Source organism: Polyangium jinanense (assembly GCF_028435365.1).
The window spans coordinates 18,406-39,314 of sequence record NZ_JAGTJJ010000084.1 but is presented as its reverse complement, the minus strand read 5'-3'; the positions used below and the strand labels follow the sequence as shown (position 1 = coordinate 39,314).

Below are 20,909 nucleotides of genomic sequence, written 5' to 3'. Positions count from 1 at the left end.
AACCTCACTCACCTTCCCCGAGGGAAACAGCGCCGCCTGCGCGGCCATGCGCGTCAGTCGCCGGGTCCGGCGCTTGTCTCCAAGGTCCGCATGCCCGAACTCCTCCTCCGCCCACGCTTCCGCCGACGAGGCCGCCCCTGCATCCAACATCTCACTCGGTAAATGTCGTCAGAGGGGGGGAATGTACCGATCGGAGATGGGACCAATGCTCAGGCCCTGGTTCGGGTCGAGGGGCGAACAGCCCCCGCGGGGCCCGGGGCAGCGCCCCGGCGCAGCGGCTCGCGATGAGACCAATGCTCAGCGTGGTCCGCACGGGGGGCTGGCCACGGGACGTCGACAGCTACGGCAATCCGATCGTGCAATCGACGTTCGAATTCTGAGGCGCCTCCCCTCACCGCTTCGCCTTGCGCCGCGCCTCCCCCGCGCCTCGCCGGAGCACGACGATCCGCCCCGTCGGCGTCGCGACCGTCTTCTCGTGGGTCGTCCCTTGCTCCGCGAGCACGCGCTTGGCCTCCGCGAGCTCCTCCTCGGCGCGCTGACCCTTCACCAAAAGCACGAGCCCGCCCGGCTTCGCGAGCGGCGCGGTGAGCGGCACGAGCAGGTTCAATCGCGCCACCGCGCGCGCGGTCACGACGTCGAACACGCCACGAAGCTCCCCGGCCCCGAGCTGCTCGGCCCGCTCGGCGCGCACCGTCACGTTCGCGAGGCCCAGCGCGTCGACGACGGCCGAGAGAAACGCCGCTTTTTTCTGCGTCGCCTCGACCAGCGTGACCCCGAGATCGGGCCGCGCGATCGCGATCGGAATGCCGGGCAAACCGCCGCCCGAGCCGACGTCGACGAGCCGCGATCCTGCGGAGACGTCCCCGAGCAAGGGCACGAGCGTGAGCGCGTCGAGCGCGTGTTTTTCCCACGCGTCGCTCGGATCTTTGATGGCGGTGAGGTTCATCTGCTCGTTCATCGCGAGCAGCCGCGCGAGGTAGTCGCCGAGCGTTGCGAGCACGGGCGCGTCGAGGCGAACGCCGATCTCCGCGAGGCGCGTATCGAAGCCGTCGGGAGGCGCGAGAGGCGTGGTGCTCGGCAGCGGGAGGGGAGGACGGGCGGCCTTGGTCACGGAGGCGGGGTAGCACAGCGCGGAGGCATCCGTCGACCCGAGCGGAATCACCGGACGTCGCTCATCCCCGCCGCGAAGGATTTCCTCGCGCTCGCGCAGGTGGACGGGGCGGAGTCGACACGAGCACGCTCGGCACAACCCGGCACAACCCCGGGACCACGTCCCCGCGAGAAACACGGGCGCGGCCCTCGGCACGCGAATTGCCAAATGGCGCCGCATGCGCGAATACCTGCATCGCCTTCTCGTCGCTTCTCAATGGGGCGCAAGCCTCCTCCTGGCCTCGGGGTGCGGGGCCGACGTCGAGAGCGCTCCCGGCGCCCCCGGCCCGGCCACTTCTGTCGAGATCCTCGAGTCCTCCCCGGCGCCCGCCTGCTACGGGCCCGTGTACAACGACAGTTTCGGATATCACGGCCAGTGCTGCGACATCACGCTTTGCACCACGCCCGTGAACGGCGTGTGTCCCGGCGCGAACGAGGTCGTCCTCAATGGTCGGCCGCCGGGCTCCGGCGAATGCGAATGCGAGCCGCTCCGCGGGCCGTATGCCAATGAAAACGAAGGCAGCGCCGAGAGCTGCTGTTATCTCGTCGGCTCGATCGGCTGCGATGGCCGGCCCCTCCTCGTGCAAGGAAAACCCCGGCTCGCCGACGTGCGCGAAGGGCCGAGCGCATGGTCGAGCCCGCCGGATGTGCCCGCGGATCGCGCGCAGGCGCTCCGCGATTTCAATGCCGCGCTCCGCGATCTCGATACGGCTGCTCTCCCGACCGAGGTACGCGCAATCCTCGCGCGGCGCTGGGCCGAGCGAGGTCGCAACGAGCACGCATCCGTGGCCTCGTTTGCCCGGTTCTCGATGGCGCTCATGGCGCTCGGCGCGCCGCCGGCGCTCGTCGAGGCGGCCCATCAAGCGGCGCTCGACGAGGTGCGGCACGCGCGCCTCGCCATGTCGCTCGCATCCGCATATGGAGGCGAGCCGCTCGGCTTCGGGCCGCTCGCGGTGGACGGCGCGTTCGAGGATCTCGGCTCGCTCACGGCGGCCACGCTCGCCACGGTGGTCGAGGGCTGCGTGGGCGAGACGCTCGCGGCCCTCGAGGCGGCCGCGGCGGCAAAGGAGGCGGGCCCGCGCGCGGTGCGCCTTGCATTGCTGGAGATCGCCGAGGACGAGATGCGCCACGCCGAGCTCGGATGGGCCTTCGTGCGCTGGGCGATCGGCACGGGCGGCGCGGCGCTCGCGGCCGAGGTCGCGACGACCCTGGAGAAGGCGCTCCGAATGGCCTGCAAGGAAGCGACGGTCCCGGGCGACGAGCCGCCCCGCGAACACGGCTTCTTGCCCGCCGAGGAGGTCTCCGCGCTGCGGCGGCAAGCGGCGGCGCAGGTCCTCCGCCCGGCCGGCGAGGCGCTCGTCGAGCAGGGGCGTGGCCAGGCGGTGCGGTCGCCTCGCCTTTCGACCCAGCCCGCCGCATCGTGAAAACGAACGCGCTCGCTCCGCCAAACCTCCGCGCGTGCCGCTGAAACGCGGGCCACTGTCATATCACTGACACAGCGGCCAATTCCAACAATCACGTAACCAAGCGTACTCCCAGCGGATAAGGGTGCTTTCCGTGCGGCGGCACTTTTGCTACACGGAGTTGGATGGTTATTCACGAACGTACTGCGTCAGCTTATTTCGAGGATCCGAAGCTGCTGCGCGCGCTCGCGCACGAGGCGCCGATCGGCATCGTGGGCCTCGACGCGAGCGGCGCCATCGTCGCGTGGAACCCGGGCGCCGAGCGTGTGTTCGGCTACGGCGCGACCGAGGTCATCGGAAAAACGATACGTGACCTCCTCGGCCCCGACGCGGAGGTCGATCCGGGCGTGCTGCTCGCCGATCTCGACTCGCAAAACCCGCCATCCTTTTCGGCCCCGTGCGCCCGGAAGGACGGGGCGCGATTCCATTGCGAATGGCAACTGCGCGCCCTGCGCGACGAAAACGGAGATCTCCTCGGCCGCGCCGCTTTCGTTCGTGACACGACCGAGGCGACCGAGGCGCGCGAAACGCTGGCCGCCGAGCGCAAATTCATCCGGCGCATGCTCGACAATACCCCGCTCGTGCTCTGGTCCACCGACGAGAAGGGCGTCTTCACGCTGTCCGACGGCGCCGGGCTGCGCGCGCTCGGCTTTGCGCCCGGCGAAGTGGTCGGCATGAGCGCTTTTGATCTCTACCGCGACGTCCCCGAAATCCTCAGCGCGATCCGCGCCGCCCTCGGCGGCACCCACCAGGTCACCCTCGCCAACGCAGGCGGCGCCTCCTGGGAATGCCGGTACATTCCCATCACGCGCGAGGAAGGCGGCCCCGTCGAGGGCGTGCTCGGCGTCGCGATGGACGTCACCGAGCGCATCGAAGCGGAACGCACGCTCCGCCAGCAGATCGACCTCATCGCGCAGCAAGAGGGCGCAATTCGCACGCTCTCCACGCCGATCGTGCGGGTATGGGACGGCGTGCTCGCGCTGCCGCTCGTCGGGACGATCGACGCGGCGCGCGCCGAGCGCATCCTCGCCACCTTGCTCGACGCGGTCGTGAGCGAGCAAGCGCATTACGTGATCCTCGACATGACGGGTATCGACGAGGTCGATGCGACGACGGCCGATTACCTCTTCAAGGTACTGCGCGCGCTCGGGCTGCTCGGCACGACGGCGCTCGTGACGGGCGTCAATCCCGGCGTGGCCACTGCGCTGGTGGGCCTCGGCGTCGATCTCGGGAGCGTCATGACGCTCGGCAACCTGGAGGAGGCGCTCCGGTTCGTCATGAAGCGCCGCGCCGTGAAGCCGCGCCGCGCCCCTGCCCCATCCACATGAACGGTTTGACGCCCGTCCTGGTCGTTTTCCATACCAGGCGCCGGTTGTCGTCCTCTACACTCGACGGGGTAACAAGGAGCTTCCCCATGTCGATGAAGATGGCCTATCGGGTTTTTCTGGGTCTTTTAGCGCTCGGCGCCGCCGCGTGTTCGGACGCGGGGTCGCAAGGGAGCGGCGGTGATGGCGGAGCGGGCGGCGACGGGAGCGGCGGCGCGGCCGGGCAAGGAGGGACGCCGAGCAGCAGCGCATCGAGCGGCAGCGGCGGCAGCGGCCAGGGCGGCGCCGGCGGCGGCACGACGAGCAGCAGCAGCGGCGGGTCCGATCCGTACGAGGCGGCCCGGCAAGCGTGCGTCGACACGATCAACGCGCACCGCGCCACGATGGGGCTCCCGCCCTACGCGCGCTGGAAGGAAGCGGAGCCCTGCGTGGATCAGCAGGCAACGTGGGATCAGCAGAACGATAAGCCGCACGGTTCGTGGGGCATGGGCCTCTATCCGACCTGCAATGGCAGCGGCCAGAACGAGTGCCTGGGCCACGGGGCCGAGAACGTCTCGGGCTGCCTCGATGGCATGTGGGCCGAGCGGGATCAGACCGGCTGCTCCGGCTGTGATGCTTGCAATGAAGGGTACAACCCGAACTGCCCGAATTGCGATTTCTACGGGCAATCCACGGGCGACGTCTGCGGGCATTACGTGAACATGAGCGCGAAGTACTTCTCGAAGGTCGCTTGTGGATTCAGCGCCGCCGGCGGCTGGATCGCGGTAAACTTCCAGTAGCGCTCATTTTGGCGGCTCGACCGGCGCGCAGGTGGAGACGCCCGCGCCGACGATGTTCGTTCCGAGCCCCGTCTTCACCACGCTCGTCGTCCCGGTCGAGGGTCGATACTGCTGGATCTGCGAGTCGCCCGTGGGGCTCGTGAACAGCCAGAAATCGCCGCCCCAGAACGCGAACGCCCAGCCGCTCCCGATCGACACCGACGGCTGCGGGGCTTGGCTCAGGATCTTGCCCGAGGTTTTGTCGATCTCGGCGATGATGATCGGGCTGTAGTTGAAGAAGCCGAAGAGCCGCGCATCCCCCGTGCCCGTGAGCTCGGCCGCGCCGGAGAGTTGGTCCCAGGGGCCGACGAAGGAGAGCGTGAGCGATTGGGTGTCGATCCGCGCGAGGCCCTTGCCGTTGTAGTCGGCGACGTAAAGCGTCTCCTCCGTGCTGCCCGGCGTATTGGAGACGAAGCCCATTCCGAACGTGGAAAAACCCTGCTGTCCCGGCGTGTAGCTCGTCGCCGTGCAGGCCGCGGTCTTCACGTCGACGTGGTAGATGCGGCCGTCGCTGAAGAGGATCCACGCCGTCCCTTTGCGGTCGACGGCCATCGAAAACGGCGTGCCGAGGCCGCCGGTGGGGCAGTCGATCACGCCGATGAGCTTCACATCGAGCGTGGGCGGGTCGAAGCTGTAGAGCTCGTTGTCCTGGCCGATGATGTAGACGAGCTTCGCCTCGTCCGCGCAGCCGTCGTCGCCGGATCCGCCGCCCGCGCCCATGAGTCCGCCGTCACCGAAAAGATCGCCGCCCGAGCCGCCCGAGCCGGCGTTCCCGCTGCCCATCCCGCCAATCCCGGCGCTTCCACCTTGCCCGCCGCTCGATTCGCTCCCGTCGCCGCCATTCCCGGAAGAACGTCCGCCGCTGGGCGTGACGGCGCAGGCGGAAAGGACGAGCACCGCGGGGACTACGAATTGCAAGGAACGGTGAAGAAAATGCATGGCAAACCTCCGGCCCCGAGGATAGGAGGGAACCCGAGCCACGTCACGCCTGCCGTGAGACGGGGCTCACCGAAGGTCGATGATGAAGTCGGCGACGAGTCCGGCGACGAACGAGCGCGTGTCCAGGGCGCCGGTCGCGGTCGAATAGAAGCGCGTCCAGGTCACGTACGGGGTGAGCGCCAGGAAGTCGAGCTCGGGGCCCGCGCTATAGCCGCCGGTGAGACCGAACGGAACGGACGTGGTCCCATGGGGATCGCGGAGGTCCGAGACGACGAGGGCGCTCGCCCCGCCGACATGGAAGCGGTCCACGATCTGGACGTAAACGTTCAGCGGGACACGAAGGCCGAGATGGGAATCCGTGGTGGGATACCAGGGCACAAAAACGCCTGAATCGATACGGAGGCGCTTGTTCGGACGGATGAGGGCAGGCAGACCCGGCTGGACGTAGCTGACGAACGGGTGCCTGGGGTTCGGATCGAATACCGCCATGAACGAGGCGCCGAGGTCGAGCGGCCGGGTTTTGAGGTAACGGCCCGTGACGGTGACGCGGTTCGTGCCCGGGGGTGGCTCCTGACCGATGTAATAGGGGCCGATCTGGATATCGACGTGCATCTCGGGGACGATGCCCCACAGCGTGCCGAAGCTCGTCCCCATGCGGTAATAGTCTTTCCCGATGGGGTGCTCGACGAGGGGGCTCACGTAGGGATCGAGCAACCCCGTGGGCAAAATGAGCCCGCGCTGCACCATGGGCGTGGGCCCGCTCGGTTTGCTGCCGTCGACCCTGGCCGTGCCCGCCCGCGCCGAGACGGGCGGCGGCGTGACGGCCCGGGCCCGAGCGCCGGAGGAGAGGACGAGCACGAGTGCGGCCAATGCCGGCAAGGGTCGGTAGGAGCTCACGGAATCTGGGATCGTCATGGAGCCCCGACCCCATGGACGTCATCCCCGGCGAGCGGCGGTTCAGGCTTCGAGGCTCGAGAGCACGCTGAGGCCCTCGGGTCCGCCGAAGACCGTGGCAGGGACGCCGAGGATTCCCATTTCGAGCAGCGCGTCGAACGACCTCGACGAGGTGGCGAAGTAGCCGATGCACGAGGACGCTCCGAGCTCGGGTCTCGCGCTCGTCAGCTCGTCCAGCTTGCGCGCGCGCTCACGCAACGCGGCCGAGACCTCCCGGGGACGCGCGGCATGCTCGGTGAGCGCCGCGTATCCGATGCGGAGCCGCTGCTCGTCCTTCGGCAGCTCGGCGAACGCGTCCCGCGTCTCCTTTCGAAAACGCTCGGGCACGATGCAGATCCCCGCGTGATCCGGGACGAGCCAGCCCTTCGACAGCGACGTGAGGAGAAGGGCGCTCTCGTCTTCGAGCAATGCCCGTGAGGCCCCCGTCGGCGGCGTCGCATAGACCGAATCGAGGATCAGCATGCGCCGCTCGTCCGCGCGTGCCCAGCGCCGGAGCTCTTCCACTTCGAGCGGCGTCAGCGACGAACCCCAGGGTTTCAGCGGCTCGCAGACGAGGAGCGCGTCGAGCGCATAGAGATCGGGAAGCCCGACACGCGCCTCCCACGGGACGACCGTCGCTCCGGCCTCCGCCGCAAGCTGCAGATAGACGGGGTACACGTCGGCAGGCACGCCGACGCGCGCATTCTGCTTCGCGAGGAGCCCCAAAAGCGCGCGGAGCGAACGACGAACACCGTGGCTGACCTGCGTGCGCGGCTTCAACGTCTGCGGGAGATCGAGGTGCGCGAGGAATCGCTCCGCGAGGTGACAACGATAAGGCGCTTCCGGGTGCGTCGAGGGCAAAATGATGGGAAAGGCGCGCCCGAGGCTCCGGTAGACGTTGAGCTCCGCGAGATCGACGAGCGCGGGGTGCGTGGCCCGAAGCTCCGCGCGGCGCGCGAGAAACGTTTCGTGGTTCATAACGTCGAGCTCGGATCTTCCAGCGAGGCGAGGCAGGTTCCATCGGCCATCACGTTCCACGAGCGCACGATGCCATGCGTCCGCTCCCAGCCGACCGAGGGCTCCGTGTACGCGGCCACGCGGAGCACGCGGCCGCCGATTTCACCTTCGAACACCGGGCTCCCCCAGGGCAACGCCGCGCGCTTCTCGAAGCCGAGCTCGGCGAGCGTTCGGAGCACGAGCGCGAGAGGCACCTGGTTTGTCTCACAGAACTGGTTCGCGGCGCTCGGCGCCCACGGATTCTCCGAGAGGCTCGATACGTAGAGTTCTTTGAAACAAACCTCCTGAAACCCCTCGGCGGCGCTCCGTTCGAGGTACGCGTGCACCTTCGCCGCGTCGTCGACCCCGCCCCGCTGGAGCACACAAATGGCCCGCGTGCGCAGGCCCGGCGCGCGCCCGAACGCCCCGGAGTCGACCGCGATCCCCATGATCCGCGCATCGGCCTCGCGCGTCACGCCGTGCCGACTCACCGCGACCGTGGTGAGCCCTGCGTCCCGAAGGCATTCGAGCGCGGTGAGGTCGAGGCGCGCGCCGTTCGTGATGAGCAGGGTTTTTGGGAACAACCCCGCGAGGCCATGCACGAGCGCGCGGAGCTTTCCGGGTTCGAGCAGCGTCGGCTCGCCGCCGCCGGTGATGACGGCGCGCTCGGCGCCGCGCTCCTTCGCGAGCTTCGCCCAGGCGAGGTATTGGTCGAGCGTGCCGCTCCGTTGGCGCGCGAGATCGGAGACGCTCGCCTTCGAGAAGCAGAATGCACAACGCGCCTGACAAGCCTTCGCGACCGGCAGGACCGACACGCTGCGCGGCCGGCATCTCGCCCATTCGACGAGCCCGTCGTCGCCCAGGCGAAAAGCCTCCGCGGTGATTTCCTCGTGCCTCGTGGGGACGAGCGTGTCCTTTTCGTCGACCCACGCCACGCCGGTCAAGGGGATCTCGCTCGCGGGCCAGCGCCAGCCGATGCCCGTGCCGGTCACGTCGTTCGGGCGCATGCCTTCGGGCCCGACCGGGAGCCGCGCGCGCAGCGCCACCACGCGATCCTTCGGCCGCCCGAGCTTCGCCACGAGCCGCCGCGCCTTCTCGAGCCCCGGCGCCCAGCGCTCGCCTTCCTTGAGCATGTAGAACGCGTCGGAAAACCTCGATTCACCGATCAACGCCTTCGAATACCGCATCCCGTAGCGATCGAAGCCGCGCAGCCAGTTCGAGAGCGGGATGAAGGCGATGAAGGATTCCATACGGTACATGATTCTCGAAGCACAGGTTCAAGTCAACCGGACTTCTTTGGCTTTCGCCGCGGATCCACCCGCTGGAGGAGCGCCGCGACCTCCGCCGGGAAGGCGGAAGCGTGGCCTTCGAGGCTCCTCTCGATCTCGGCCGCAAAGTCGATGTTCTTCGCCTTCTCGGCCTTCTTGCCGGCGAAGGCGAGGTACCAGCGCGCCGCCCCGAACCGACGAAAGTACGCGACGAAGTCCGAGAACGAGAGGTCGAGGGGGAAGAAATCACAACCATCCTCGGCGATACCGATCCGATAGGGGGCGCCCTTCGGATCGAAGTAGTCGACCGTGAGTGATACGGATTCGCCGGGGACGGAGATGAGGAGCTTCGACCGCTTGAGCGTGTTCAGGCGATCGAGGTCGCGCTTCGACTCCACCTCGAATCCGTCGCTCCAGAGCTCCTCGCGGAACGGCTGGGCGTAAAGGTCACCCGTCTCCACGTCGTTCTCGTAGTCCCGCAGGCTTCGATATTGCCGGTGCGGACGAAACCCCGCGAACGACGCTTCGAGCCCGCAGATCATGGCTTCCTCGCCGAGGGGCACGCCGCCGCGGGAGGCGCGGACCGCGAGGCCGTCGCTCCTTTCATAAAATGCTGCGACGTCGTCGGGGAGATCTTTCCCGAGCACCTCGCGAACCCGGCCCGCGAGCTCCGCGAGCCTGCTTTTGGGTCGCCGGAGGGTGATCGTGACATCCCCCATGGTTTCGATCTCGGTCGTCTCGTCCATCGGCCCAGCAAATCGTACGCTCGCGCTCGTGTCAACGATCCGACACGTCGTTTCTTCCCGGAACGATCACCTGGTCCGCCCGCGATCCAACTGGATCCTTGAAGCTTCACCCTCGCGCGGATAAGGGGCTCGATTTCCCGCGGAAAGGCCCCGCGCGGGATGGCCGTGCACGCTGGCACGGGCATTGCGCAAGGCCCCGTGCCGATGAGTTCGACCATGCATACCTTGTCCAGCCTCCGTCTGTTCCGCGCTTCTCTCTTGTCCCTCGCCGCGCTCGTGCTGCCCGCGTGTGGCGCGGGTGAATTGGATTCGTCCGAGGGTCCGCTCGGCGAAACCGAGCAGGCCTTCACCGTCTGCGCCGACGACGACACGGTCGAGGGAATCGACGTCTCGGTATGGCAAGGGGAAGTGAACTGGGACCAGGTGAAAGGCGCGGGCATCGAGTTCGCCATCGCCCGCGTCAGCTACGGGACCAGCAAGGATACCTGGTTCGACACGAACTGGAGCGGCATCAAGTCCGCGGGGCTCGTGCGCGGCGCGTATCAGTTTTTCCTGCCGCACCAGGACGCCATCGCCCAAGCCGATCTCATGATCGACGCGATGGGCGCGCTCGGCCCCGGGGATCTGCCGCCGGTCCTCGACGTCGAGGACATGGCCGGGCAGAGCAAGTCCACGGTCGTGAGCAAGATGAAGCAATGGCTCGCCCACGTCGAGGCCGCCACGGGCGCGAAGCCGATCATCTACACGGGCAAGTATTTCTGGCAGGACAACGTCGCGAGCTACGATTTCGGCGACTACCCGCTCTGGATCCCGAACTACAGCTTCGATTGCCCGAACCTGCCGGATAACTACTGGGACAAATGGTTCCTCTTCCAGTACACCGACAGCGGCTCGGTGACTGGCGTCGCGGGCAACGTGGATCGGAACAAGTTCAACGGCAGCCTGGCCGATCTGATGGCCTTCGCGAACAGCGGGCCCGAATATGCCGCGAAGTTCGTGAGCCAGTCGTTCCCATATGCGAGCGAAGGCCCCGTGCAGGTGGAAGCGGGTGGGACGCTCGAAGCGTACATCGAAATGCTGAACGTCGGCACGAAGGCGTGGGATAGCAATACGCTGCTCGCCACCACGGAGCCGCGCGATCGAACGAGCCCGTTTGCCGGGCCCGAATGGCCGGGGCCGAATCGTTATGCACGCGTCGAGGGCACGGTGCCGCCGGGCGGGACGTACAAGTTCACCTTCACCTTGCACGCGCCCCTGGAGACGGGCGAGTACGACGAGCATTTTGGTCTCGTGCAAGAGGGCGTCGCCTGGTTCAGTGATCCGGGCCAGGGCGGCCCGCCGGACGCGCAGCTCGAAGGTCTTTTCGAAGTGGTGCCCGGCATGGGCGCGGGCGCGGGCGGCGCCGGTGTGGGCGGCGCGGGCGGCGCAGGCGGGGGCGACGCGGGCGGCGCGGGCGGAAATGGCGGCAGCCTTGGCGGGAGCGACCCGGGCAGCGAGAGCGGGTGCGCCATGGCGACGGGCGGGCCGCGGGGCGCAGGGGCCTTCGGGCTCGCGCTGTTCCTCGGGCTCGGGGCGGTGATGCGACGGCGACGGCGCGCGTCCGCTTGACGGCATTCTCGCCTGCTCGATGTATCCTCCTTCTGGAGGAACCACGAACATGTCGGATCTCGGTCTCACGCACGTCGCCCTGCCCGTTCGTTCCCTCGACGCGAGCATCGCCTTCTACGAGCGATTCGCCCAGATGCGCGTGGTGCACCGCCGCCCCGGCGTGGCGTGGATCAGTGATCGCACGCGTCCTTTTGCCATCGTGCTCATCGAGACATCTTCCGAATTCACGCCGCTCTTGCCCTTCGCGCACCTCGGGGTCGGCGTCGCTTCCCGCGATGAAGTCGACAGGCTTTGCGTGATGGCGCGTGCGGAGGGGTGTCTCGCCAGGGAGCCCGAAGACAGCGGCCCGCCGGTCGGGTACTGGGCGTTCCTCCGCGATCCGGATGGGCACACGCTGGAACTCGCCCATGGCCAGGAGCTCGCGCTCGCCGTAGGGGAAGAGGACGAAGCCTGACCCGATCGGGCACGCGTTCGTGGTCCGAAGCCCTCGTCCCTTCACGCATTCCGTCCACAGCATACACACCCATGGTCTGACATAGTCGCCGTGTATATGCCTTGACAGGCATATACCTTGATGGGCATATAAACGCCCATGCTGAGCGCGTTCGAAGTCGTGGCGGAGCCGAACCGCCGCCGCATCCTCGACCTCCTTCGCGAGGGGCGCCGTCCTGTCGGGGAGCTCTCGGACCGGCTCGGGCTGACGCAGCCCACCGTGTCCAAGCACCTGCGCGTGCTCAAGGAGGCGCGTCTCGTGGATGTGGAGCAGGACGCTCAGCGTCGGCTGTACGGCCTGCGCCCGGAGCCCCTCGTGGAGCTCGACGCGTGGCTCGCGCCGTATCGCGCGCTCTGGTCGCGGCGGCTCGACGCGCTCGAGCGCCACCTGGACACGATGGCGGACGAACCCCCCGAAAGCTCCCGCCGGAACCCGGCATCGAGGAGAAAACGATGAAAAACGGGACTCTGATCACGAAAGGCAATCACGTCGAGCTCCGGTTCGAGCGGCGCCTCGCCCACCGCCCCGAAAAGGTTTGGCGCGCGCTCACGGAGAGCCAGGAGCTCGCCCACTGGTTTCCCGCCCGCATCGAGGGCGCGCGCGAGGTCGGCGCCGAACTACGCTTTTTCTTCGCGGAAGGCGAGCCTGGCAAGGGAAAGATCTCCGTCTTCGACCCGCCACGCGTGCTCGAATACACGTGGGAAGGAGACGTCCTGCGGTGGGAGCTCGAGCCCGAGGGCACGGGTTGTCTCTTGATTTTCACGACGATCCCGGCGGACCGCGCGAACGTCGCGCGCGACGCCACGGGCTGGCATTTCTGCCTCGACAACCTGGAGGCAGCGGTCGACGGAAAACCCGCCGCAGGGTTCGACAAGGAACGGTTCTCGGCGCTCAATGCGGAGTACGCCGCGCGCTTCGGGCTCGGCAGCTTCCCGGCCTTCATGACGAGCGAGGCAAACCGCGTGGCGGAAGGCGCCCTGCGCATCCCCGGCGTCGAGGCGTATGCGTTCACCGGCGCGGATGGCACGGAGCTCTTACTTTGCCACGCGAAAACGGATGCGAATACGGACGAGCAGTGGCGCGACTACGACGAGTACCTCGCGGTGCTGGAAGGTAGCTACGTGCTGCGCATCAATGGCATGGACATGGAGCTCCGTGCCGGGCGGGAGTTCGTCGTCCCGAGGGGCGCTCGTGTGTCGGGGCGATTTTCCGCGGGAACGCGGACGATTCATGCGGTTTCAGGACGGAGCCTCGGGCGGGGCGGGGCGTAGGACGTCTGGCATGGCTTTGCGGTTCTTGATATGCTCGCGCCCTGAAAGGAATTTTCGACCATGAGCGAACCCACGCGTGCCCCGCGCAACCCGATGACCCTGAAGCCGGTCGTCCTCGAGCTTCCCGGCATGCACGAGGTGACGGTCCAGTCCGACCTCGACGCCGGTGGTCCGACCCTCGATGTGTATGCCCCGCCGGGCAGTGGCGGGCTGCGGCCCGCGGTCGTGTTCGTCTCGGGATACCCGGACCCGGCATTCGAAATGATGCTCGGATGCAAGCTCAAGGAGATGGCGTCGTACGTGTCCTGGGCACGGCTCGTGGCGGCGTCGGGGATGGTCGCGGTCACCTACGCGAACCGGCAGCCCGAGGACGTGGCCCTCGTGATGCGGCATCTTCGCGCGCATGGCGCGACGCTCGGGATCGATCCGGATCGGATCGGGGTGTGGGCGTCCTCGGGCAACGTCCCCAATGCGTTATCGCTGCTCTTGCGCGACGCCGAGGTGCGGGTCGCGTGTGCCGTGCTCGCGTACGGTCATACGCTCGATCTCGACGGCGCGACGCACGTGGCCGACGCCGCGAAGCAATACTATTTCGCGACGCCGGCCGCCGGCAAGTCGATGGACGATCTCCGCGCCGACGTGCCACTCTTCCTCGTGCGCGCCGGCCGCGACGACGCCGGCCTCAACACCGCGCTCGATCGTTTCGCCGCGGCGGCGCTTTCGCGCAATCTGCCCATCACCGTGACCAACTCCCCCGGCGCGCCGCATGCGTTCGACATCGTCGACGATAACGATGCGTCGCGGGAGCTGATCCGGCAGATGCTCGGCTTCCTGCGTTTTCATTTGGCCGGTTGAGGAGCTCGGCGCCGCCGCCGCATCGCCGCGAGCCCCATCATCCCGAGCGCCGCCCACGCGGCCCCCGTCGCATCGTCCTTGCCCACCACCCGGCACCCGCACGAGCCCTCGCTCCCGGCATTGCCACTGCCGGCACCGCCGCTCCCGCTGTTCCCGCCGCTCGCCGCGGCGCCGCCCATCCCGCCGCTCCCGGCCGCGCCGCCCTCGCCGCCGCTGCCGAAGATCCCCGACGAGCTGCTGCTCGCGTCCGAGCTGCTCGGCGCCTCCACGCATTGCCCCGCCATGCACACCTGGCCCGTCGGGCACGTGGCGCCCATGCAGTTGTCCACGCACGTCCCGCCGGCGCAATGCGACCCCGCGGCACACGTCACGCCAATGCAGGTCGGCTCGATGCACAGGCCGCTCGATGTTTCGCACGCCTCGCCGCCGGCACAGGGCAAGCAATCGCAGCGCGTGACGCACACGCCGCCGTCGCATACCTGGCCGCTCTCGCACGTCACGCCGGCGCACGGATCGACGCACGCGCCCACGCGACAGACCTGCGGGAACGGGCAAGTGACGTCGTCGCACGGGCCTTTGCAGGTGCCGCCGATGCAAACCTTGCCGACCTCGCAGGTCACATCCTTGCACGCCGCGTCCACGCAGTAGCCGTTGCTATTGCAGGCCTGGTCGGGCAGACAGTCGAACTCGCCGCCCTTGCAGCTCTGCACGCACGTGCCCTTGTCGCAAACGTACCCACTCGGGCAGATCTCCCCCTCGTCGACCGTCCCGTTGCAATCGTCGTCGATCCCGTTGCAATTCTCCCCCTTCGGCTGCGAGAGGTCCTGGCAGACGACGCCGTTCGACGTGCATTGCGTCAAGCCCGCTGCGCAGACGCCGGGCTTGCCCGTGTCGCAGGGCTGGCCGCCGCCGGAGCACGTGATGCCGGTCAGGAAGTAGACGTCGTCGTTGAAATCGCCGTCGTTGTTCCAGCCCGAGGCCGTCGTCGCGCCGTCCTCGAAGGCGATGTAATAAGCGTTCGCCGTGGTCTTCGAGGCATAAATCATCGCCGTGACCCACGGCGCCGCGGGGTTGCAGGCCGAGCAGACGTTGTTGTACGCCGGGTTCGAGTAGTGCGTCTCGCCGCCCACGAGCGCGAAGCCGACGAGCCCGCCCGCGTAGGCCGGGTCGTTCTTGATCGACGTGCCGTTGAACATGGTTCCGACCGGCGAGTTCGCCGGCACGAGGACGTGCAGATCCGCAGGTTGCGGCTTCTGCCCGGTCTCGTTGTACCAGGCGAGGCCAAAGTGCGAGCCGGCCTCGTTCAGCACGAACGTCGCGGTGAAGCCGCAGAGCGGCGAGAACGCGTTCGGCGTGGTGTGCGCGTCGGCCTTCCAGTCGACCGGGTCGTTCTGGTTCTGAAAGAAGGTGTAGAGCTGCACCTCGGCGTTGGCCGAATCGAGCGGCACGACGAGGCCATTGGGCTCGGTGACGACCGCAGCGGCGGTGCCGGAGGCGAGGACGAGGGCGAGGGTGGAAGCAAAAAGCGGTACGCGGCGCATGCCCCAGCGTACCGCACCGCCGCGCGTTCGTGGGAGCTTTCCTGGGGAAGAATTCGTGCGACGCGCGCGGCGTCCGCCTCAAGCGAGGCGCGCGATCACGGCCGCCACCCGCGTGAGCTCCTCTTTGCTGGATTCCGGGCCCAGAAGATCGGCCGCAATCCGTCGTGCTGTCGGCACGGCATCCGCGACGAGCTGACGCCCGGCTTCGGTGAGCACCGCGAACGTGACGCGACCATCGTCCTCGCTCGGCTGGCTCGTGATGAGGCCGCGCTGCGTCAGCGGGCGGAGCATCCAGGTCACGCCCGAGGCCGTCACGCCGAGCTGCTGGGCCAGATCGGTTCGCCTGAGCTTGCGACCGGGCGCCTGGTCGAGCACCTGGAGCAGGTGCAGGTCGTTGAGGCCGATGCCGTGCACCTGGCCGAGCGAGGCGTCGAAGCGGCGGATCGTGGTCGCGTGCGCCCGGTTCAGGTCGAACATGAACGTCAGGTGGTAGGCAGACATGCTCCTCTCTCTTGTTGAGTTCTCAAATAAATCTCTTGCAGAGGTCGGGCACGGATGATAGTTGAGGACTCAACCAACTGCCAGGGGAGAAACACATGTCTACCCGTGAAGAGAGCGCTCGTTCTCCTGCGCAGCCGTTCTGGCTGCGCGGTCCCTTCGCCCCGGTCACAGCCGAGGTGACCACGCACGATCTGCCCGTGGTGGGCGAGGTGCCGCGCGAGCTCAGCGGAACCTATTTGCGCAACGGCCCCAATCCGAAGGATGGCCCCTCCGGCCATTGGTGGTTCGGCGACGGGATGGTGCACGGCGTCCACCTCGAAGGCGGAAAGGCACGCTGGTACCGGAATCGCTACGTACGGAGCGCAAGGTTTCACGGGACGGACCTCACGCCCAAGGAAGGCGAGGACGCGCGTGTGGCCCGGGCGAGGCGGCTCCGCGGCGGCGGCACGTCGAATACCCACGTCATCGAGCACGCGGGCCGCATCCTCTCGATGGTCGAGGCCGCGCTGCCGATGCAGCTCGATCAGGAGCTCTCGACGGTCGGGCCCTTCGATTTCGGCGGGGCCGTGGACACGCCGATGACGGCGCACCCGAAACGTTGTCCCCGGACGGGCGAGCTCCACTTCATCGGCTACCAGCCAATGCCGCCCTTCTTGACGTATTATATCGCCGACGCGGCGGGCCGGGTGATCACGAAGCGGGAGATCGAGGTCGACGGTCCCTCCTTCATGCACGACTTCGCCATCACGGAGCAATACGCGGTGTTCTTCGATTCTCCCCTCCGGATGACGCGGGACTGGGGCGATGGAATGCCCTTCGCGTGGAGCGATACCCACACGGCGCGTATCGGCGTGGTGCCGCGCGCGGGAGGGGCGGTGCGCTGGTTCGAGTTCGAGCCCGGGTACCTCAGTCATACCGCCAATGCATTCGAGCGCGACGGAACGATCGTCCTCACGGGCGCCCGCTCCACGCGCTTCGAAGTCCCGCCGTTTCTCTATCGCTGGGAGATCCACCTCGATTCCGGCCGCACCCGCGAAGGGGCGATCGACGAGCGCGTGGTCGATTTTCCTCGCATCGACGACCGCCGCACGGGAGAACCACATCGCTACACGTATGTCGTCGAAATGCGGGATTTCGTGGGCGGCGTCCCGACGGGCACGGTCTTGCGCCGGTACGACGCGGCGACGGGCGGCTCGGTCGCGCAAGAGCTCGGGCCGCGGCAAGTGCCCGGCGAGTGCGTCTTCGCCCCCCGGAGCGGCGATCCGTCCGAAGACGCGGGCTTTTTGCTCAGCATCGTCTACGACGGCGAGCGCGACGGCAGCGATCTCGTCGTTTTGGACGCCAAGAACTTCGGCGCGGCCCCGGTGGCGCGCGTCCGATTGCCCCAACGCGTCCCCTTCGGATTCCACGGGTCGTGGGTCTTGCTGTAAGCACGTTTACAACGCCCAGCGCACATTTACAACGAGAGAGGAGCACGACTAGCCTCCGAGTCGTGTAGTCTGGCTCGCGTACCACGCGCGTTCAGACGGCACGCTTGGTTTTCTCGAGGGCGCGCGTGTGCCCTCGGGGCTCGTTTCCTGGAGGCTCCTTATGAAACATTCATTTCTCGGCCTGACCGGCGCGCTCCTGCTCCTGCCCTGCATGCTCGGGACGGCATCCTGCGGCATGGGCGGGGAGGGGACCGGCGATTCCTCGGTGGCGCCGGAACCCAGCGGCAGCGGCGGTGCCGGCGGCAGCGGCGGTGCCGGCGGCAGCGGCGGCAGCGGCGGCAGCGGCGGCAGCGGCGCCGCCGGCAATTGGTGCAACGAAGGCGTTCAGAGCCCAGGGGCCGCGCCCTTGCAGATGAGCTGGGACATCGCGGTCGACCACGCGAACAACGTGGCCGTCACCGGAAGTTTTTCGGGCGTCCTCAACCTCGGCGACGTTCCGCCCGTCCACGCGTACGACACGGGGCCGGACGTCTTCGTCGCGAAGCTCGACGCGGAAAGCAAGCCGCTCTGGATCAGGCAGCTCCACGTGAGGAACGGCGAAGGGTACGGGGTCGCGTTCGACCCGAACGGCAATGTCATCGTGGCCGGTTATGTCTTCGGCGGCGTCCTCTGCGACGGCCTGCCCCCCGGCTCCCCGGTCGACCACGACCTCCTCATCACGAAGCTGGATCCGAACGGAAACGTTCTCTGGACGCGCGTCTTCTCTACCCCGTCCGATCAGAGGGGTTTCGACGTGGTCACGAACAGCGACGGGGATATCTTCGTCACGGGTTCCATGCAGCCCGGCTCTCCCGAAGGGAGTGACATGACCTTCGACGAGATCGGCACGACGCTCCACGTCGAGGGCGAGATCAGCGCCTTCTTCATGAAACTGAGCCCGAACGGCAATGTCGTCTGGGCCAAGAGCTTCGGAAACACGCTGAGCACGGCACTCTCCGTCGACAGCGCGGACAACGTCGTCCTCACCGGCAGCTTCCAGGGGGCGACCCATTTCGGCGGACCGCAGCTCACGTCGGAAGGCGATCACGATACCTTCCTCGCGAAATTCGACGGTTCGGGCAACCACCTCTGGAGCCGGAGCTTCGGGGGTCCCGGCAGGGGCTTGGCGTACGACGTCGCCGTGGACAGCGCCGACAACATCATCCTCTCGGCGGAGTTCGCCCTGCACGTGGATGCAGGGGGGGGTCCGATCGTCGCCGACGGCAATGCCGACGCGTTCATTGCCAAATACGATCCTTCGGGCAATCACCTCTGGAGCCGAGGCCTCATCGGCTTGACCGAGAGCACGTTGATACGGAACGCGTTGGTCGACGTGGACAGCGCCGACAACATCATCGTCGGGGGGACGTATGCCGGGAGCGTCGACCTCGGCGGCGGTCCGCTCGTGACCGACGCGTACGACGTTTTCCTCGCGAAGTACGATCCCTCCGGCGGCTGGCTCGCGAATCAGCACTTCGGCACGCAGATCGATGACGAGGCCATGGCGCTTCGTATGGACCAAACCGGGCGTGTCGTCCTCACGGGGAGCAACGCCGCCATTGATTTCAACGGGGCGCCGAAGGTGCACAACGACATCCTCCCCCCCGGACCAAGCAGCTTCTTCGTCACCTGGCTCGCCCCCTGAGCACGCTTCCCGCTCGACACCTCATTCAAGCGTCACGCCACGGTCGAGCTTTCCGCCTCGTCGGCCGTCTGCGCGGAGCCCGCCGCCCCCACGGGCGCGAGTAGCAGCCGGCCGAGGACGAGGCCGACGATTGCCGCGCCTCCGCTCGCCGCGAGCACGCCAAGCTTCGCCGCGGCGAGCAGCGACGCGTCCGAGAACGCGAGCTGCGCAATAAAAAGCGCCATCGTGAACCCGACGCCCGCGACGACCCCCAGCACGACGAGGTGACGCAAGCGCATTCCCAAAGGCAGCGTCGCGAGCCGCAGGCGCAGCGCAATCGAGCTCGCGAGCAGCACGCCGATCGGCTTGCCCACGATGAGCCCCACCATGACGGCGGCAAGGACACGCCACGAGGCGGGATCGAGCGATCCTCCCGTCACGCGCACCCCTGCATTCGCGAGCGCGAATACAGGCATGATGCCAAAGGCCACCCAGGGATGCAGAGTCGCGATCAGGCTCTCGACGGGCGACATCGCTTCACGGCGCGCGACGTCCACGTGCCGCAAGGTCTCCGCGAGCGCGTGGGACGAGAGCGCATCCGGCGTTTTTTTTCCGAGGTGCTCGAGCTCTTCGCGGACGGAGGCGACGAACCCGTCCGGCCCGAGCCACGCGCGCACCGGGGTCATGAGCCCGACGAGCACGCCAGCGATCGTCGGATGAATGCCAGCCGCATAAATGCCGGCCCACACGACGATGCCCGGCAGGACATACGCTAGCTTCGCGCGCACGCCGAACCGCTGCATCAGGAACACCCCGCCAAACCCTGCCGCGGCGACGAGCAGCCCCGAGACGGCGATTCCCGACGAATAAAAGAGCGCAATGACGACGATGGCCCCGAGGTCGTCGATGACGGCGAGCGCGAGCAGAAGCACACGCAGCGCCGCCGGAACACGCTTGCCGAGCAGCGTGAGAATCCCGACGGCGAAAGCGATGTCCGTCGCCATCGGGACGCCCCAGCCCGAACGGGTCGCGGGGGCCCCGGCCATGGCCAGGTAAAGCGCCGCCGGCGCGAGCATGCCGCCGAGCGCCGCCGCGGCGGGCAAGGCCGCGCGTCGCCATTCGGAGAGCTCGCCGTGGTGCATCTCGCGGCGGATCTCCATCCCCACGACGAAAAAGAAGATCACCATCAGGCCGTCATTGACGAACCACTCGAGCGTCCGCTCGAACGTGAATCCGCCGATGCGGATCCCAAGCGGGGTATGCCAGAGCTGGAAATAACTCTCGGCCCACCGCGAGTTTGCCCAGACGAGCGCGACGGCCGCCGCGACGAGCAGCAGGATGCCGCTCGCGGCCTCGATCCGCAGAAAACGCTCGAGCGGTCGGCCCGCGAGCCGCGTGAGGCGCAAGAGCGGCTCCCAAGCCTCGGGAGGCGACGAAGGCAGGGAGCGCGGCCCCGATGAGCTCTTGATCGACATGCACTATCCCTCACCGGCGGAATCACCGGCTGGGATGGCGGCCCGACCATCCTCGGTCCTGCAGCGCCCATCGCTGCACCCTTGCGAACGCGCGGACAACATTGCACGTCTCCGGGTCCCCGTCGAGGGGGATCGAGCATTGGTCTCTTCTTGGGGCCGCCGTGCCGGGGCGCTGCCCCGGACCCCGCGGGGGCTATTCGCCCCTCGACCCGAACCAGGGCAAGCCCTGGACCTCAGGGGGAAGAACTGCGCGATGCGCAGTTCTTCCCACAGGCCGGTGAGACAGCGTTGCCGATTGAAATGGCAGCGCGGCTGTCTTGGCTAGCAGGGCCTTCGCCAGTCTTGCCTCGGCCTGTTCGATGACCTGCGCATCGCGCAGGTCATCGACCCCGAGTCCAGCGCTTGCGCTGGTCCGGGTCCAGGGGCGGATAGCCC

General features: G+C 67.8%; 20 protein-coding genes. 10 read left to right on the top strand and 10 right to left on the bottom strand.

What is annotated here, in order from left to right:
- Positions 1 to 150, bottom strand: a 150-nt coding sequence (locus KEG57_RS56360) for an IS4/Tn5 family transposase DNA-binding protein (RefSeq protein ID WP_372518248.1), incomplete at its 3' end; no start/stop codon positions are given.
- A gap of 241 nt (positions 151 to 391) precedes the next feature.
- Positions 392 to 1,111 (bottom strand): 16S rRNA (guanine(527)-N(7))-methyltransferase RsmG, encoded by a 720-nt coding sequence (rsmG, locus tag KEG57_RS50685; RefSeq protein ID WP_272428384.1) that lies wholly within the window; start codon positions 1,109 to 1,111, stop codon positions 392 to 394.
- A gap of 382 nt (positions 1,112 to 1,493) precedes the next feature.
- Between rsmG and KEG57_RS50680 the strand changes: the two genes are divergently transcribed.
- The 3 genes from KEG57_RS50680 (at position 1,494) to KEG57_RS50670 (ending at position 4,716) form a co-directional block, all read left to right on the top strand.
- On the top strand, positions 1,494 to 2,573 hold the full coding sequence (locus KEG57_RS50680) for a serine/threonine-protein kinase (RefSeq protein ID WP_272428383.1): 1,080 nt from the start codon (positions 1,494 to 1,496) through the stop codon (positions 2,571 to 2,573).
- 164 nt (positions 2,574 to 2,737) lie between these two features.
- The gene (locus KEG57_RS50675) at positions 2,738 to 3,940 is read left to right on the top strand and encodes a PAS domain S-box protein (RefSeq protein ID WP_272428382.1); all 1,203 of its coding nucleotides are present in this window, start codon (positions 2,738 to 2,740) and stop codon (positions 3,938 to 3,940) included.
- An 86-nt stretch (positions 3,941 to 4,026) separates the two neighbouring features.
- On the top strand, positions 4,027 to 4,716 hold the full coding sequence (locus tag KEG57_RS50670) for a hypothetical protein (protein WP_272428381.1): 690 nt from the start codon (positions 4,027 to 4,029) through the stop codon (positions 4,714 to 4,716).
- A 3-nt stretch (positions 4,717 to 4,719) separates the two neighbouring features.
- On the opposite strand, the gene KEG57_RS50665 is transcribed toward KEG57_RS50670, so the two are convergent.
- From KEG57_RS50665 to KEG57_RS50645, 5 genes are all read right to left on the bottom strand, one after another.
- Positions 4,720 to 5,694, bottom strand: a complete 975-nt coding sequence (locus KEG57_RS50665; protein WP_272459941.1) for an NHL repeat-containing protein — start codon at positions 5,692 to 5,694, stop codon at positions 4,720 to 4,722.
- A 66-nt stretch (positions 5,695 to 5,760) separates the two neighbouring features.
- Positions 5,761 to 6,591 carry a hypothetical protein gene (locus KEG57_RS50660; RefSeq protein WP_272459940.1) on the bottom strand — a complete coding sequence of 277 codons (831 nt, stop codon included), beginning with the start codon at positions 6,589 to 6,591 and terminating at the stop codon, positions 5,761 to 5,763.
- Positions 6,592 to 6,651: 60 nt separating this feature from the next.
- Positions 6,652 to 7,605 (bottom strand): PLP-dependent aminotransferase family protein, encoded by a 954-nt coding sequence (locus KEG57_RS50655; RefSeq protein WP_272459939.1) that lies wholly within the window; start codon positions 7,603 to 7,605, stop codon positions 6,652 to 6,654.
- Positions 7,602 to 8,873 carry a radical SAM protein gene (locus KEG57_RS50650; protein ID WP_272428377.1) on the bottom strand — a complete coding sequence of 424 codons (1,272 nt, stop codon included), beginning with the start codon at positions 8,871 to 8,873 and terminating at the stop codon, positions 7,602 to 7,604. The genes KEG57_RS50655 and KEG57_RS50650 overlap by 4 nt, the downstream gene beginning before the upstream one ends.
- A 32-nt stretch (positions 8,874 to 8,905) precedes the next feature.
- A complete protein-coding gene (locus tag KEG57_RS50645; RefSeq protein ID WP_272428376.1) occupies positions 8,906 to 9,637 on the bottom strand; it encodes a hypothetical protein in 732 nt (243 codons plus the stop codon).
- Between the two features lie 216 nt (positions 9,638 to 9,853).
- On the opposite strand from KEG57_RS50645, the gene KEG57_RS50640 reads away from it, so the two are divergent.
- The 5 genes from KEG57_RS50640 (at position 9,854) to KEG57_RS50620 (ending at position 13,864) form a co-directional block, all read left to right on the top strand.
- Positions 9,854 to 11,245, top strand: coding sequence for a GH25 family lysozyme (locus tag KEG57_RS50640; protein WP_272428375.1), 1,392 nt, complete (start codon positions 9,854 to 9,856; stop codon positions 11,243 to 11,245).
- Between the two features lie 49 nt (positions 11,246 to 11,294).
- Positions 11,295 to 11,699 carry a VOC family protein gene (locus KEG57_RS50635; protein WP_272428374.1) on the top strand — a complete coding sequence of 135 codons (405 nt, stop codon included), beginning with the start codon at positions 11,295 to 11,297 and terminating at the stop codon, positions 11,697 to 11,699.
- Positions 11,700 to 11,837: 138 nt separating this feature from the next.
- A complete protein-coding gene (locus tag KEG57_RS50630) occupies positions 11,838 to 12,194 on the top strand; it encodes an ArsR/SmtB family transcription factor (RefSeq protein ID WP_272428373.1) in 357 nt (118 codons plus the stop codon).
- Positions 12,191 to 13,009 (top strand): SRPBCC domain-containing protein, encoded by an 819-nt coding sequence (locus KEG57_RS50625; RefSeq protein ID WP_272459938.1) that lies wholly within the window; start codon positions 12,191 to 12,193, stop codon positions 13,007 to 13,009. Before KEG57_RS50630 ends, KEG57_RS50625 begins: the two co-directional genes overlap by 4 nt.
- Positions 13,010 to 13,069: 60 nt before the next feature.
- Positions 13,070 to 13,864 carry an alpha/beta hydrolase gene (locus tag KEG57_RS50620; protein WP_272428371.1) on the top strand — a complete coding sequence of 265 codons (795 nt, stop codon included), beginning with the start codon at positions 13,070 to 13,072 and terminating at the stop codon, positions 13,862 to 13,864.
- On the opposite strand, the gene KEG57_RS50615 is transcribed toward KEG57_RS50620, so the two are convergent.
- Both KEG57_RS50615 and KEG57_RS50610 read right to left on the bottom strand, forming a co-directional pair.
- The gene (locus KEG57_RS50615) at positions 13,849 to 15,405 is read right to left on the bottom strand and encodes an MYXO-CTERM sorting domain-containing protein (protein ID WP_272459937.1); all 1,557 of its coding nucleotides are present in this window, start codon (positions 15,403 to 15,405) and stop codon (positions 13,849 to 13,851) included. The genes KEG57_RS50620 and KEG57_RS50615 overlap by 16 nt on opposite strands.
- A 78-nt stretch (positions 15,406 to 15,483) precedes the next feature.
- Entirely contained in the window at positions 15,484 to 15,906 is a 423-nt protein-coding gene (locus tag KEG57_RS50610; RefSeq protein WP_272459936.1) for a MarR family winged helix-turn-helix transcriptional regulator, read from the bottom strand.
- Between the two features lie 95 nt (positions 15,907 to 16,001).
- On the opposite strand from KEG57_RS50610, the gene KEG57_RS50605 reads away from it, so the two are divergent.
- The gene (locus KEG57_RS50605; RefSeq protein WP_272459935.1) at positions 16,002 to 17,336 is read left to right on the top strand and encodes a carotenoid oxygenase family protein; all 1,335 of its coding nucleotides are present in this window, start codon (positions 16,002 to 16,004) and stop codon (positions 17,334 to 17,336) included.
- 160 nt (positions 17,337 to 17,496) lie between these two features.
- Positions 17,497 to 19,020 carry an NHL repeat-containing protein gene (locus KEG57_RS50600; protein ID WP_272428367.1) on the top strand — a complete coding sequence of 508 codons (1,524 nt, stop codon included), beginning with the start codon at positions 17,497 to 17,499 and terminating at the stop codon, positions 19,018 to 19,020.
- A 32-nt stretch (positions 19,021 to 19,052) separates the two neighbouring features.
- On the opposite strand, the gene nhaA is transcribed toward KEG57_RS50600, so the two are convergent.
- Entirely contained in the window at positions 19,053 to 20,474 is a 1,422-nt protein-coding gene (gene nhaA, locus KEG57_RS50595) for a Na+/H+ antiporter NhaA (RefSeq protein WP_272428366.1), read from the bottom strand.
- Between the last annotated feature and the right edge of the window lie 435 nt (positions 20,475 to 20,909).